This window comes from Sphingomonas ginsenosidimutans (genome assembly GCF_002374835.1).
Classification (GTDB): Bacteria; Pseudomonadota; Alphaproteobacteria; order Sphingomonadales; family Sphingomonadaceae; genus Sphingomonas; species Sphingomonas ginsenosidimutans.
The window spans coordinates 190,000-203,937 of record NZ_NWVD01000004.1; the positions used below are offsets into that span (position 1 = coordinate 190,000).

The following is a 13,938-nucleotide window of genomic DNA, read 5'->3' on the forward strand; positions in this document are numbered from 1 at the left end:
GTGTCGCGAACGCTACCGGCGGTCGTTGCCGTAGAGGGCGGCGGCGCGCTCCTCGAACGCGCCGATCATGCGGCGCAGCGCGGCGCCGAACACCTGACCGGCGAGCATCTCGAACATGCGGTTCTTGAACGCGAAATCGACCGAGAAATCGACCAGGCAGCCCCCTTCCCCATCGGGACGGAAGCGCCAGTCGTTGCGCAGGTACTTGAGCGGCCCGTCGACATATTCGACATGGATCGTCTCCGGCCGCTGCTTGCCGACCTTCGACGTGAAGGTTTCGCGCAAGCCCTTGAACCCGACGATCATGTCGGCGACCGTGGCGCTTTCGTCATCCTGCCGCACGCGCATCGCGGTGACCCACGGCAGGAATTCGGGGTAGCGGCGCACGTCCGCGACCAGATCGAACATCTGTTCGGGGGTGTACGGCAGGCGGCGCGTCTCAGCGTGCTTGGGCAAGCTTCGCCTCGCGCGCGGCCTTCATCTTCGCGAAATCGTCCCCGGCGTGATAGCTCGACCGCGTCAGCGGCGAGGAGGCGACCAGCAGGAACCCCTTGGCCCGCGCGATCGCGGCATAGGCGTCGAACGCGGCCGGGGTGACGAAATCGGCAACCTTCGCATGACGCGGCGTGGGTTGCAGATACTGGCCCATCGTCAGGAAATCGATGTCCGCGGAGCGCATGTCGTCCATCACCTGGTGCACTTCCAGCCGCTCCTCGCCCAGCCCCAGCATGATGCCGGACTTGGTGAAGATCGACGGATCGAGCTTCTTCACGCTCTCCAGCAGGCGGATCGAGGCGTAATAGCGCGCGCCGGGGCGGATCGTGGGGTACAACCGCGGCACCGTTTCCAGATTGTGATTATATACGTCCGGGCGGGCGGCGACGATGGCCTCCACCGCGGCTTCGTGCTTATTGCGGAAATCGGGCGTGAGGATTTCGATCGTGGTCGTCGGATTGGTCCGGCGGATCGCCTCGATCACCTTCACGAACTGCTTTGCCCCGCCGTCGGGCAGATCATCGCGGTCAACGGAGGTCACGACGATATGCTCAAGCCCCATCTGCGCCGCCGCATCGGCGACGTTCTGCGGCTCCATGGGATCGACCGCGCGGGGCATCCCGGTCTTCACGTTGCAGAACGCGCAGGCGCGCGTGCACGTGTCGCCCAGGATCATCACCGTCGCGTGCTTCTTGGTCCAGCATTCGCCGATATTCGGGCAGGCCGCTTCCTCGCATACGGTCGTCAGGCTTTTGGCGCGCATCAGCGCGCGGGTCGCGGCGAACCCTTCGCTGGTCGGCGCCTTCACGCGGATCCAGTCGGGCTTGCGGGTGCGCTGGGGAGCCTTGATCGGTGTCAGGTCGTTCATGCGGCGCAGATAGCGATTCCGACGCCAACAGACAACGAAAGGGTTTTTGACGAATGAGCAAGTTCCACGATCTGATCGACGGCTATTACAGGTTCCGCGGCACCGAATGGCTGGAGGAACGCGACCGGTGGAAGGAACTGGCCGAGGGCCAGTCGCCGCGCGTGATGGTGATCGCCTGTTCCGACAGCCGGGTGGAGCCGGCGACGATCTTCGGCAGCCGTCCGGGCGAGATCTTCGTGGTGCGCAACGTCGCCAACCTGGTCCCGCCGTTCGAGACCGGCGGCGGCCTGCACGGCGTGTCGGCGGCGCTGGAATTCGCGGTCACCGTGCTGAAGGTCGACGAGATCCTGGTGCTGGGCCATGGCGCGTGCGGCGGCGTCAAGGCGGCGCTGTCGGGTGACCTGAAGGATGCGGCGCCGGGCGAAGGCGGGTTCGTCGCGTCGTGGATCAAGCTGCTGGACGATGCGCGCGCCAAGGTGATCGCCGAGCACGGCAAGACCCCGGAGGGCCAGACCGCGCTGGAGCAGGAGGGCGTGCGCACCTCGCTCAGGAACCTGATGACCTTCCCGTTCGTGAAGGAGCGGGTCGAGGCCGGGACGCTGGAGCTGCACGGCGCCGTCTTCGCGATCGCCGACGGCAAGCTGCGCGTGCTGCAGGACAGCGGCGCGTTCGAGCCGGCGTAACGCGCATCACCCTCACCCCTCCCTCTCCCGGCGGGAGAGGGAGGGAGGCGCGAAGCGCCGGAAGGGTGAGGGATCTACTCGCCCTTCGGCACTTCCGCGGTGGAGCGCAGGTTCAGTTCGCGCAGCTGCTTGGCGCTGACGAAGCTGGGCGCGCCCATCATCAGGTCTTCGGCCTTCTGCGTCATCGGGAAGACGATGACCTCGCGGATGTTCGGCTGATCGGCGAGCAGCATGACGATGCGGTCGACGCCCGGTGCCGAGCCGCCGTGCGGGGGCGCGCCGAACTTGAAGGCGTTGATCATGCCGGCGAAGTTCGTGTCGACGTCGGCCTGCGAATAGCCGGCGATCTCGAACGCCTTGTACATGATGTCAGGGCGATGGTTGCGGATCGCGCCCGACGACAGTTCCACGCCGTTGCAGACGATATCGTACTGATAGGCGAGGATATCGAGCGGATCCTTGGTCTCCAGCGCCTCCAGTTCGCCCTGCGGCATCGAAAAGGGGTTGTGGCTGAAATCGACCTTCTTCGCGTCCTCGTCATATTCGAACATCGGGAAGTCGACGATCCAGCAGAATTCGAACCGCGACTGGTCGATCAGCCCGAGCTGTTCGGCGACGCGGGTGCGCGCCAGCCCGGCCAGTTTCGTCGCTTGCGCGACGGGGCCGGCGGCGAAGAACAGTCCATCGTCGGGGCCGAGGCCGAGCGCGTCGGCCATCGCGGTCATCTTGTCCTCGCCATGGTTCTTGGCGATCGGGCCGCCCCATTCGCCGCCCTTGCGCGTGGCATAGCCCAGCCCCGCGAACCCTTCCGACTGCGCCCAGGCGTTCATGTCGTCGAAGAACTTGCGGCTCTTGTCGGCGGTGCCCGGCGCGGGGATGGCGCGCACGACGTCGCCCGCCTCCACGATCGAGGCAAAGCGGCCGAAGCCGGAACCGGCGAACTGCGCGCTGACGTCGCTGATGAGGATCGGGTTGCGCAGGTCGGGCTTGTCGTTGCCGTATTTCAGCATCGATTCGCGGTACGGGATGCGCTTGAACGGCAGCGGGCTGACGGTGCGGCCCTTCCCCTGCCAGTCGGCGAATTCCTCGAACACGCCGTGCAGCACCGGCTCGATCGCGGCGAAGACGTCGTCCTGCGTGACGAAGCTCATCTCGAAATCGAGCTGGTAGAATTCGCCGGGCGAGCGATCGGCGCGCGCATCCTCGTCGCGGAAACAGGGTGCGATCTGAAAATAGCGGTCGAAGCCGGCGACCATCAGCAGCTGCTTGAACATCTGCGGCGCCTGCGGCAGCGCGTAAAACTTCCCCGGATGGACGCGGCTGGGCACCAGATAGTCGCGCGCGCCCTCCGGCGAGGACGCTGTCAGGATCGGGGTCTGAAATTCGGTGAAGCCCTGGTCGATCATCCGGCGGCGCAGCGAGGCGATGACCGCCGAGCGCAGCATGATGTTGGCGTGCAGCTTTTCCCGGCGCAGGTCGAGGAAGCGGTTCCTGAGGCGGATCTCCTCGGGATATTCGGCATCGCCGAACACCGGCATCGGCAGTTCCGCCGCGGCGCTCTGCACCGTCGCGGCGCGGGCATAGACCTCGATCGCGCCGGTCGGCAGGTTGGGGTTCACGGTCGCTTCCGAGCGCAGCTTCACCGTGCCGTCGATCGTCACGACCGATTCGACGCGCAAGCCATCGAGCAGCGCCAGCGCGGGCGAATCGCTGTCCGCGACGATCTGGGTAATCCCGTAATGGTCGCGCAGGTCGACGAACAGCACGCCGCCGTGATCGCGCTTGCGATGGACCCAGCCCGACAGGCGGACGCTGGCGCCCGCATCGGAGGCGGTGAGCGCGGCGCAATGATGGGTGCGATAGGCGTGCATGGGTTTTCTCTGAGTGTACGTCACACCAGCGAAAGCTGGGGTCTCCGGCGGCAAGCGCCCGCTCGCGGCATGAGACCCCAGCCTGCGCTGGGGTGACGGAATTGGGATACAGCGCGCCCCTCCCCCGTCCGAACCCTCTTTGTCAACCCGCGCGCACGGGTATATGGGCGTCGTCCTTATGCACGTTCATCCCCTCATCACCGACAGCGCGACGCTCGCCAACCTTTGCGCCCGCCTTTCCGACGCCCCGTTCGTGACGGTCGACACCGAGTTCATGCGCGAGAGTACCTATTATCCCGAGCTGTGCCTGATTCAGATCGCGGATACCGAGGAAGCCGCCGCGATCGATCCGATGGCGCCGGGACTGGACCTGTCGCCGCTGCTGACGCTGCTGACCAACAATGAGGACGTGCTGAAGGTGTTCCACGCCGGCGGGCAGGATATCGAGATCATCTACAACCTGACCGGCAAGACCCCGCACCCGCTGTTCGATACGCAGGTGGCGGCAATGGCGCTGGGCCAGGGCGAGCAGATCGGTTATTCGAACCTGGTCGACAGCTGGCTGGGGATCAGCGTGGACAAGGGCGCGCGCTTCACCGACTGGGCGCGCCGGCCGCTGGACGCGCGGCAGATCGAATATGCGATCGGCGACGTCACCCATCTGTCGGCGATCTTCCCCCGGATGCTGGAGCGGTTGAAGAAGACCGGGCGCGGCGCGTGGCTGGACCAGGAGATGGAGCGGCTGGCCGATCCGGCCAATTACGCCAATGACCCCGACATGGCGTGGAAGCGCGTGCGCGTCGCCAGCCGCAAGGCGGACGTGCTGGGCCGGTTGAAGGCGATCGCGCGCTGGCGCGAGCTGGAGGCGCAGGCCAAGGATCTGCCGCGCGGCCGCATCGTCAAGGACGAGACGATCGCCGACCTGGCCGGCCATCCGCCGCGCAAGCAGGCCGATCTGGCGAAGGTGCGCGGGCTGTCGCAGACCTGGGCGTCGAACGATATCGGTGCGCGGCTGATCGCGGCGATCGAGGGCGCGCGCCCGCTGTCCGACGACGAACTGCCGCCGCGCGACGACCGCAAGCCGGGCCTCGGGCGCGAGGGGGCGCTGGTCGCCGACCTGCTGAAGCTGCTGCTGAAGATCCGCGCGCGCGACATCGACGTCGCGCCGCGGCTGCTGGCGCGTGGCGAGGAGCTGGAGGCGCTGGCCGCCGGGCAGCGCAAGGGCCTGCAGATCCTGGAGGGCTGGCGCTACGACCAGTTCGGGCATGACGCGCTCGAATTGGTCGAGGGCCGGCTGGGCTTCGCGGTGCAGGGCGGCAAGCTGAAGATGACGCGGACCGAGGGGGTGGCGGCATGATGCGCGCGGTTATCGCGGTGGCGGCACTGCCGGCGCTGGCCGCCTGTGCGCAGCAGCAGGGCGCCGGCCCCGCCTCGACCTCACCCGCGCCCGGCAGCGCGGTGGCCGAGGTGCCGGGTGCGAAATGCGACGCCAACCCGGCACAGGCGCTGATCGGGCAGCGGGCGGACGCGGTGGCCGATAAGGCGAAGCGCCTGTCCGGTGCGCGATCGGTGCGGCGCTATGTTACCGGCGCGATCCTGACGATGGATTTTCGCGCCGACCGGCTGAACATCGAAACCGATGCCGGTGGGGTGATCGTCAAGCTGACCTGCGGGTAAGCGGGGCGGGAATACGCCCCGGCACCATGCCGGGGCGGTTCCTGCATTCGTCGCGCCGCTATGGCCGCTATGCCAGGCTGGGTTCGTGCCCCATCAGCGCCGACAGCGCACGGTGGCGTTTCTGGACGGCCTCTCCGTACAGCGCGGCATCGTCATCGGCGAGGCGCAGTCGCAGCCGCGATCCGTCGAGCGCCAGCGACGAGCGTTCCAGCGGGCCGGCGATGCCGCCGCTGAGCCGCTGCCCGAGCCGCATCGCCAGCCCCCAGCGCATCGCGCGGCGCAGGTCGGCCTCCCCCGCCAGTCCGGGAAGCGGCGCGGGGCTGGTGAGGTCGCCGCCCAGGCTGGTCCACAGCGCCTGCCCCAGCATCCCGCGTCCGCGCCCGTCGATCCCCACCCAATTGCCGTGGATCGCGATTTCCAGCCCGCGTTCGGCGCGGAATTCGGGGTTGGCGCGCCAGCCCACGTCGGCCAGCTGGCACGCGGCGATGCGGATGCGCGCGTCGGCGGCGCTGTCGTCACCGAACAGCGGGGCGATCCACTGCGCGAGCAGGTCGCCGTGTTCGGGAAAGCGCCCGCTGCGGCGGCCTTCGTCCCGCGCGGCGACGATCAGCGGATCCTGCGCCCGCACGTCGTCGGGCAGCGCGGCGTAGAGCAACCCCTCGCGCAGGCCGTAGGCGGACACCACCGTCCCGCTGCTGCGCAACTGGTCGAGCAAGGCCGACAGCAGTCCGGCGGCATCGAGCAGGGTCGGGATGCGGCCCGACGACAGGCCCGGGATCGCCTTCAGCCGCGCCTTGCCGACATGCGCCAGCGTGCGCCGCAGCCGTGCGATGGTGGCGGGGGGCATAGCATATTGGTGGATGACGGGCAGCGGGTAGCGGGTCGCCTCCATGTCGAGCCGCGCGAGCGCGCGCCACGACCCGCCGACCAGATAGAGCGGCAGGCCCTTCCCTGCGCCGATCCAGCCATGCTGCGCCAGCAGTTTCTGGACATGGCCGGCGAGCTTGCCCTTTTCGCGCAGCGGCCCGATCCGCAGGACGCCGAGCGGGAAGGACGTGCGCTGCAACAACTCGCCGTTTTTCACCCGCACCAGTTCCAGGCTGCCGCCGCCCAGGTCGCCGACGATCCCGTCGGCATCGGGAATGCCCGACAGCACGCCCATACCCGCGGCGCGGGCCTCCTCCTCGCCCGGCAGGATCTCGACGGTGAGGCCGGCGGCTTCGGCGATCGCGATCAGTGCCGCGCCGTTGCTGGCGTCGCGCACCGCCGCGGTGGCGACGGTGCGGATGCTGCCGACCGCCATTTCGCGGGCGAGCGCGGCGAAGCGGTGCAGCGCGGTGGCGGCCATCGCCATCGCCTGTTCGTCGATCTTACCCGATGCCGCCAGGCTGCGGCCAAGGCCAGCCAGCACCTTTTCGTTGAACAGCGTCGCGGGCAGCCGCGGCGGCCCTTGATAGACGACGAGGCGGATCGAATTCGATCCGATATCGATGATCGCGGTACGCGGCTCCTCGTCCGCGCCGGTGATGGCGGACATGATGCGGCGCGGCGACAGCGGCAGCGACATTCCCGGCAGCCTACGACCGGCGGCGCAGCGAAAGCGTCGGCACCTCGACCCCCGCCTCCAGCGCGGCGCCGCGGCCGGACAGCGACGGGTTGACCATGAAATAGCGGTGCAGGTTGAACCCCTTGGCATCGGCGGGCGGCTGGATCCGCACATAGCTGCCGTCGGATTGCAGATCCCAGCTCTGTTCGTTGTCAATGAGATTGGCGACCATCACCTGATCGAGGATCTGGTCGTGCACCGTCTCATTCTCGATCGGCAGCATATATTCGACGCGGCGGTCGAAGTTGCGCGGCATCCAGTCGGCCGAGGAGATGTAGACCAGCGCACCGTCGTTGGGCAGCGCCGCGCCGTTGCCGAACACCGCGATGCGGCTGTGCTCCAGGAAGCGGCCGACGACCGAGGTGACGCGGATATTGTCCGACATGCCCGGCACGCGCGGTTTCAGGCAGCAGATGCCGCGCACGATCAGCTCGATCTCCACCCCCGCGCCACTCGCCTCGTACAGTTTCTCGATGATCGTGGGATCGACCAGCGAGTTCATCTTGGCCCAGATGGCGGCGGGGCGACCGGCGCGGGCATTGGCGATCTCGGCGTCGATACAGGCCATCAGCTTCTTGCGCAGCGAGCGCGGGCTGAGGACGACCGTCTCCATGTCCTCCGGCTCGACATAGCCGGTGATGTAGTTGAACATCCGCGCCGCATCGCGCCCGATCGCGGGATCGGCGGTGAAGAAGCTGAGGTCGGTGTAGATGCGCGCGGTGACCGGGTGGTAGTTGCCGGTGCCGAAGTGGCAGTAGCTACGGAACACCCCGCCCTCGCGCCGGACGACCATCGCGACCTTGGCATGAGTTTTCCAGTCGATGAAGCCGTACACCACCTGTACACCGGCACGCTCCAGCGCGCTGGCCCATTGCAGGTTCTGTTCCTCGTCGAAACGCGCCTTCAGTTCCACGACGGCGGTCACCGCCTTGCCGTTTTCCGCCGCGGCGATCAGCGCGTTGATGACCGCCGACTGCTTGCCCGCGCGATACAGGGTCTGCTTGATCGCGACGACGTCGGGATCGTTCGCAGCCTGTTTCAGGAAGGCCAGCACGACGTCGAACGTCTCATACGGATGGTGGACGACGATGTCCTTGGCGCGGATCGCGGCGAAACAGTCGCCGCCGAATTCGCGGATACGCTCCGGGAAACGCGGGGTGAAGGGCACGAACTTCAGGTCCGGGCGATCCTCATCCGCGAGCAGCGCCAGATCGCCGATGCCGAGCAGCGAGCCGGTTTCGGTGACGATCGCGTCGGAACCGCCCAGTTCGTCGCGCAGCACCGCGGCCAGCGGCTCGGGCATCCCGGTTTCCAGTTCCATCCGGATCACCCGCCCTCGCCGGCGCCGCTTGATGGCGTTGGCGAAATAACGGACCAGGTCCTCCGCTTCCTCCTCGATCTCGATATCGCTGTCGCGCAGGACGCGGAATTCGGCGGCGCCCAGCACGTCGTATCCGGGGAACAGCGTGCCGGAGAACCGCTTGAGCACCGATTCCACCGCGATGTAGCACGCCCCCTCCCCCGGCAGTCGGACGAAGCGCGGCATCGCGCCGGGGAGCATCACCAGTTCGCGGATCGGTTCCTTGTCCGAGCGGCGGACCAGATCGAACATCACCGCCATCCCCTTGTTCGGGAGGAACGGGAACGGATGCGCCGGGTCGAGCGCCTGGGGCGTGATGACGGGAAACAGCTGTTCGCGGAAATGCGTTTCGAGCCATGCCAGCTGCTCGGCATCCAGCGCGCTGTCGAGCGAGCGGTGGCCGGGGACGCGGATCCCGGCCTCCGCCATCTCGGCGCGGATGTCGCGCCACACCGATTGCTGGCTGGCCATCAGCGCATCCGCTTCGGCGACGATCGCGGACAGCTGCTGCGCCGGGGTGAGGCCGTCGGCGGAACGTGCGTCGACGTCCTGGATCTGCTGCCCCTTCAACCCTGCGACGCGCACCATGAAGAATTCGTCGAGGTTCCCGCCGGAGATCGCCAGGAAGCGCAGCCGTTCCAGCAGCGGGTGCGCGCGGTTGCACGCTTCGTCCAGGACGCGGCGGTTGAACGCCAGCCACGACAGTTCGCGGTTGAAATAGCGACCGCCGTCGCGATCGCGGAACGGATCGTCCAGCGCGTCGTCGGCATCGAGGCGCGCCATCTTGGGCGTTCGGGTCATGTCGTCTCGTCGCTCCGGTCGGTGAAGGCGGGCACCGCGTGCAGGGTTTCACGCGCCAGCGGAATGGACAAGCGCCGGCGGCCCGCCAGCGCCGCGCTGTCCAGCCTATCCATCGCGTCGATGACAGAAGCGTGACGACGCTCCACCCGCGCGACCAGCCAGGCGATCAGATCGGCCCGCGCGTCCAGCCGCCGCTGCGCGAAGCCGTGTTCGAACAGGGCGGTCATCAGCGCGTCGTCGGGCGGCGCGATCGTGGCGGTGGGGCTGGCATGAAGCCGCGAGCGCAGGTCGGGCAGCGCCACCTGCCATGCCGGCGGCGCGTCGTCGGCGATCAGCAGCAGCGGCCGGCCCGCTTCCTGCGCGCGGTTCCAGGCGTGGAACAACGCCTCCTCCGGCTCGCGATGGGCATCGTCGATCACCTGCGCGCCCGCGCGCGCGGCGAAGATCCGGCCCAGCAGCGAGCGTCCCGACCGCGGCGGCCCGGCGAGCACCGCGGTGCGCACCGGCCAGGTCGCCCAGCGTTCGAGCATCGCGACGGCGACCGCATTGGAAGGGCTGACGAGAAACTCGGCATCGCGCGCGTCGGGTTGCCATGCCAGCGGCAGCGCGATCTGGCTCATCCGGTGGGCGATCCCAGCGCGCGCACGTCGGGGGGCAGCAATTGCGGTGCGCGGCGGATGCGGATCGTGGTGCCGTTGCCGAACACCTGCCAGCCGCGCGCCTCCAGCGCGGCGCGGAAGGCATCGGGCGTGCCGGCATAGCCGACCGTCATCAGCGACACGCCGCCCAGCGCCAGGCTGGTGGTGGAGGCGCTGGCGACGCCCGGCACGCCGCGCATCGCCGCCTCCCCGCCGGTCACCGCGCCGGCATCGGGGGTATCGAACTGGACGGTGATAGTGGTGGACGGCGTCGTCGGGGCGAGCGTGTCGAGCAGGTCGTCGACCGTCTGCCCGGGCGTCGGCGTCGCCACCGGCATGATCGGATTGAGGCCGCTGTCGGCGCGCAGATAGCCGCCGCGCAGCCCCTCCTGATAGGCCGCGTCCATCCGCCGCACGCCTTCGTCGAGCAGCGCGGGCAGCCCCGCGGCCTTGCCGACGCGCAGCGTGAAGGTGCGCAGCAGGCGGTTGTCGGGGCCGTAGCGCGCCTCGAACACGCCCACCACCGGGCCGCCGGGCCATTGGCGGTACAGGCGGACCGTGGGGATCAGCACGTCGCTGCCGCCATATTGGTCGATCACCGCGCGCCACCACGCGCGGTCGGGCCGCTGCGTCTGCCCGACATCGAGCAGCAACGGGTCCGGGCCGGTGCCGGCCGGGCGGATATAGTCGATGGTGCTGCCGCCGGTGCGGAACCGTGCCCACGCCTCCTGCCAGACGGTGCGCTGTTCGAACGTGGTGCCCACCCCGGTCGACCATTGCACCGGAACGACGACGAACGGCGGCGAGCGGCTGACGAAGGCGGAAACGCCCAGCAGCGCCGAGGTGCGCGCGCGATCGAACAGCACGCCGAGTCGCGCGATGTAGCGATTCGGCCCGATCTGCTCGCGATCGACGACGATCGCCGAGACGATCGAATCGAGCGTGCCGTCGGCCGCGCCGCCGCCGCCCGCGCCCAGCCGCTGCGACAGCTGGACGAACGCCTTGCGCTGCGCCTCGCGCCAGCCGGCGAGCCGCGCGGCCTCCGCATTGGGGCCGCTGGTATCGACGGTGATGCCGGCGACTTCGAAATCGTTGGAGCTGTCGACCGCCGCGACGCCGCGATCGGCGCCGTCGATCTGCGCCACGACGGCAACGGCGCCCAGCGCGGCGACCGCAACGGCCGAGGCCAGGGCGACAGGAAGACGGACACGCATGTTGCGCGTCTTTTGGCGAAGCAGGCGTGGAAATCCAAGCGCGATGTGGCTAGGCGCATCCGCCATGAGCACCGAAGGACGCAACGAGCCCTACACCTATGAGAGCGCGGGCGTGTCGATCGCCGCCGGCAACGCGCTGGTCCGCGCGATCGCGCCGTTGGCGCGCGCGACGCGGCGGCCGGGCGCTGACGCCGATCTGGGCGGGTTCGGCGGCTTCTTCGATCTGAAGGCGGCGGGGTTCATCGATCCGCTGCTGGTCGCGGCCAACGACGGCGTGGGCACCAAGCTGAAACTCGCGATCGAATGGGATCGCCACGCCGGGGTGGGCATCGACCTGGTCGCGATGTGCGCCAACGACCTGATCGTTCAGGGCGCCGAGCCGCTGTTCTTCCTCGATTATTACGCGACGGGGAAACTCGACAATGCCGTTGCGGAGAGCGTCGTCGCATCGATCGCCGAAGGGTGCCGGATCGCGGGTTGCGCGCTGATCGGCGGGGAAACCGCGGAAATGCCGGGCATGTATGCCGCCGGTGACTACGATCTGGCCGGCTTCTGCGTCGGCGCGGTGGAGCGCGGCGACGTGCTGACCGGCGCGGCGATCGGCGCGGGCGACGTGATCCTGGGGCTGGCGTCGTCGGGGGTGCATTCCAACGGCTTCTCGCTGGTTCGGCGGCTGGCCGCGGACAAGGGATGGAAGCTCGATCGCCCCGCGCTGTTCGATCAGGACAGGCTGCTGATCGATCACCTGATGGCGCCGACGCGTATCTACGTCAGAAGCCTGCTGCCGCTGCTGAAGTCGCATCGGATCAAGGGGCTGGCGCATATCACCGGCGGCGGCCTGCTGGAGAACATCCCGCGCGTGCTGCCGCGCGAGGCGCATGCGGTGGTCGATGCCGATGCGTGGGAACAGCCGCGGCTGATGGCGTTCCTGCAGGCGCAGGGCGGGATCGAGCCGGAGGAAATGGCGCGCACGTTCAACTGCGGCATCGGGATGGTCGCGATCGTCTCTGCCGATGAAGCGGCGGAGGTGGCGCAGGAACTGACGGCCGCGGGCGAGACGGTGTTCATGATCGGCCGGATCGAGGCGGGCGCGCGCGGCTGCACCGTGACCGGCAGCACCGAGACATGGAGCGCGCGGGCCGACTGGACCGCGACGCACGGCGCATGACCGGCGCCCCGGCCCTGGCGAAGGTCGCGGTGCTGATCTCCGGCCGGGGATCGAACATGCAGGCGCTCGCCGCCCATGCCGGCGATGCCTATGAGATCGTCGTCGTCGCTTCGGACAAACCGGAGGCGGCGGGGCTCGCTTGGGCGTTGCAGGCGGGGCTGCCGACCTTCGCGCTGTCGCCAAGGGGAATCGGCAAACAGGCCTATGAAGCGGCGCTGGACGCGGCGTTGCGTGAGGCCGGGGCGGAATGGATCGCGCTGGCCGGTTACATGCGGCTGCTGTCGGACGATTTCGTCGCGCGCTGGCGCGGGCGGATCGTCAACATCCACCCCTCGCTATTGCCGAAGTACAAGGGGCTGGACACGCATGCGCGCGCGATCGCGGCCGGGGATGCCGAGGCGGGCTGTTCGGTCCATCTGGTGACCGAGGAGCTGGACGGCGGCGAGGTGCTGGGACAGGCGCGCGTGCCGATCCTGCCCGGCGACACGCCCGACACGCTGGCAGAGCGCGTGCTGGCGGCGGAACATCGGTTGTATCCCGCCGTTCTGGCGGACATGGTACGCCGATGACCGACGTCCTCGACCGGATCCGCGCCGCCGCGCTGCTGCTCCCGGAGGTCGAGGAGCGGGTGAGCCACGGGCAGCCGACGTTCTTCGTCGCGGGCAAGCAGTTCGCGCAGTTTCGCGACAATCACCACGGCGAAGGACGGACGGTGGTGTGCGTGCGCACCAGCGGCGCGGACGAACAGGCGATGCTGATCGACGCGGCGCCGGAAACCTATTCGCGCCCGGCTTATCTGGGGCCGGCGGGCTGGGTCTCGATGAACGTGGCGGCGGCGGACGTCGACTGGACGCTGGTAGAGGACCGGATCGCGCGCAGTTGGGAACTGGCCGCGCCGGGGCGACTGCTGGAGGCCGGCGGGCGGTGAGCGACGGCGCCGAGCCCTCACCCGACACGCCGCCGGAAACGCGCGAGGAACGGCGGGAAGCCGCCGCGACGCGGCGGCGCTGGGTGACGCTGGCGGAAGTGGTGGCGGTCGCCGGGCTGCTGATCGGCGCCCTGACATTGTGGCTGAGCTGGAGCGACAAGCGCGCGGAGCAGGCAGAGAAGATCGCCGAACAACGCGCGGCCGCGCGCGAGCGTGGCCGCGTCGACCTGTCGGCGAGCGTCGAGGACGGCGGCCGGGTGCTGGCGCTGAAGGACGAGCGGCACGAATTGAGCGAGGCGCGCATCGTCTTCCCGCGAACGCTGGGCATCCCGGCGCAGCGACCGGCGGGCGATCCGCAGATCGACGCGGACTGGTTCGCCGGCGCGCTGCTGGCGGCGACCGACAAGGGTGACGACAGCCGGTCGGGGCGGCTGCCGGTGCTGGTGACCGTCCGCTACTTCGATGGCGACACCCCGCGTGTCGCCACCGACACCTATGATGTAGTGTGGCGGACGGAAGGACGGCTCCTGCGCGGCCGGGTGCTCAAGCTGGACGGTCTGCGACTTCGCCAGCGCGGCGGCGACCAGGCGACGCTGGACGCGGCCTGGGCGCGGCTTGCGCCGTAGGGC

At 69.1% G+C, this 13,938-nt stretch carries 14 protein-coding genes; 7 read left to right on the top strand and 7 right to left on the bottom strand.

The features are described 5' to 3' along the window. Positions 1 to 12 precede the first annotated feature (12 nt). Both COA17_RS11575 and lipA read right to left on the bottom strand, forming a co-directional pair. Positions 13 to 456: a type II toxin-antitoxin system RatA family toxin gene (locus COA17_RS11575; RefSeq protein WP_096612582.1), complete on the bottom strand. Its 444-nt coding sequence runs from the start codon at positions 454 to 456 to the stop codon at positions 13 to 15. Beyond that, complete coding sequence (gene lipA / locus COA17_RS11580; RefSeq protein ID WP_066489750.1) at positions 440 to 1,363, bottom strand: lipoyl synthase; 924 nt, start codon at positions 1,361 to 1,363, stop codon at positions 440 to 442. The genes COA17_RS11575 and lipA overlap by 17 nt, the downstream gene beginning before the upstream one ends. Before the next feature lie 53 nt (positions 1,364 to 1,416). On the opposite strand from lipA, the gene COA17_RS11585 reads away from it, so the two are divergent. After that, positions 1,417 to 2,046 (top strand): carbonic anhydrase, encoded by a 630-nt coding sequence (locus tag COA17_RS11585; protein WP_096612584.1) that lies wholly within the window; start codon positions 1,417 to 1,419, stop codon positions 2,044 to 2,046. A 74-nt stretch (positions 2,047 to 2,120) separates the two neighbouring features. On the opposite strand, the gene aspS is transcribed toward COA17_RS11585, so the two are convergent. Further along, positions 2,121 to 3,917, bottom strand: a complete 1,797-nt coding sequence (gene aspS / locus COA17_RS11590; protein WP_096612586.1) for an aspartate--tRNA ligase — start codon at positions 3,915 to 3,917, stop codon at positions 2,121 to 2,123. A 178-nt stretch (positions 3,918 to 4,095) separates the two neighbouring features. Between aspS and rnd the strand changes: the two genes are divergently transcribed. Continuing rightward, complete coding sequence (gene rnd, locus COA17_RS11595) at positions 4,096 to 5,274, top strand: ribonuclease D (protein ID WP_096612753.1); 1,179 nt, start codon at positions 4,096 to 4,098, stop codon at positions 5,272 to 5,274. Next, positions 5,271 to 5,594 (top strand): I78 family peptidase inhibitor, encoded by a 324-nt coding sequence (locus COA17_RS11600; protein ID WP_096612588.1) that lies wholly within the window; start codon positions 5,271 to 5,273, stop codon positions 5,592 to 5,594. Before rnd ends, COA17_RS11600 begins: the two co-directional genes overlap by 4 nt. 67 nt (positions 5,595 to 5,661) lie before the next feature. Here COA17_RS11600 and COA17_RS11605 read toward each other — a convergent pair whose 3' ends face one another. Genes COA17_RS11605 through COA17_RS11620 form a run of 4 tightly spaced genes read right to left on the bottom strand, consistent with a single transcriptional unit; the run spans position 5,662 to position 11,213 of the window. Next, positions 5,662 to 7,161 carry a Ppx/GppA family phosphatase gene (locus COA17_RS11605; RefSeq protein WP_082740977.1) on the bottom strand — a complete coding sequence of 500 codons (1,500 nt, stop codon included), beginning with the start codon at positions 7,159 to 7,161 and terminating at the stop codon, positions 5,662 to 5,664. Between the two features lie 10 nt (positions 7,162 to 7,171). Continuing rightward, the gene (locus tag COA17_RS11610; RefSeq protein WP_245857760.1) at positions 7,172 to 9,343 is read right to left on the bottom strand and encodes an RNA degradosome polyphosphate kinase; all 2,172 of its coding nucleotides are present in this window, start codon (positions 9,341 to 9,343) and stop codon (positions 7,172 to 7,174) included. A 14-nt stretch (positions 9,344 to 9,357) separates the two neighbouring features. Further along, positions 9,358 to 9,981, bottom strand: a complete 624-nt coding sequence (locus COA17_RS11615; RefSeq protein WP_066489758.1) for an HdaA/DnaA family protein — start codon at positions 9,979 to 9,981, stop codon at positions 9,358 to 9,360. After that, positions 9,978 to 11,213: a hypothetical protein gene (locus COA17_RS11620; RefSeq protein WP_096612592.1), complete on the bottom strand. Its 1,236-nt coding sequence runs from the start codon at positions 11,211 to 11,213 to the stop codon at positions 9,978 to 9,980. Before COA17_RS11620 ends, COA17_RS11615 begins: the two co-directional genes overlap by 4 nt. Before the next feature lie 64 nt (positions 11,214 to 11,277). Between COA17_RS11620 and purM the strand changes: the two genes are divergently transcribed. The 4 genes from purM to COA17_RS11640 are packed head-to-tail and all read left to right on the top strand — an operon-like array spanning position 11,278 to position 13,935. Then, positions 11,278 to 12,381 carry a phosphoribosylformylglycinamidine cyclo-ligase gene (gene purM / locus COA17_RS11625; RefSeq protein ID WP_096612594.1) on the top strand — a complete coding sequence of 368 codons (1,104 nt, stop codon included), beginning with the start codon at positions 11,278 to 11,280 and terminating at the stop codon, positions 12,379 to 12,381. Continuing rightward, a complete protein-coding gene (purN, locus tag COA17_RS11630; RefSeq protein WP_096612755.1) occupies positions 12,378 to 12,950 on the top strand; it encodes a phosphoribosylglycinamide formyltransferase in 573 nt (190 codons plus the stop codon). The genes purM and purN overlap by 4 nt, the downstream gene beginning before the upstream one ends. Beyond that, the gene (locus COA17_RS11635) at positions 12,947 to 13,309 is read left to right on the top strand and encodes an MmcQ/YjbR family DNA-binding protein (RefSeq protein WP_096612596.1); all 363 of its coding nucleotides are present in this window, start codon (positions 12,947 to 12,949) and stop codon (positions 13,307 to 13,309) included. Before purN ends, COA17_RS11635 begins: the two co-directional genes overlap by 4 nt. Continuing rightward, positions 13,306 to 13,935 carry a hypothetical protein gene (locus COA17_RS11640; protein ID WP_096612598.1) on the top strand — a complete coding sequence of 210 codons (630 nt, stop codon included), beginning with the start codon at positions 13,306 to 13,308 and terminating at the stop codon, positions 13,933 to 13,935. The genes COA17_RS11635 and COA17_RS11640 overlap by 4 nt, the downstream gene beginning before the upstream one ends. Positions 13,936 to 13,938: the final 3 nt, after the last annotated feature.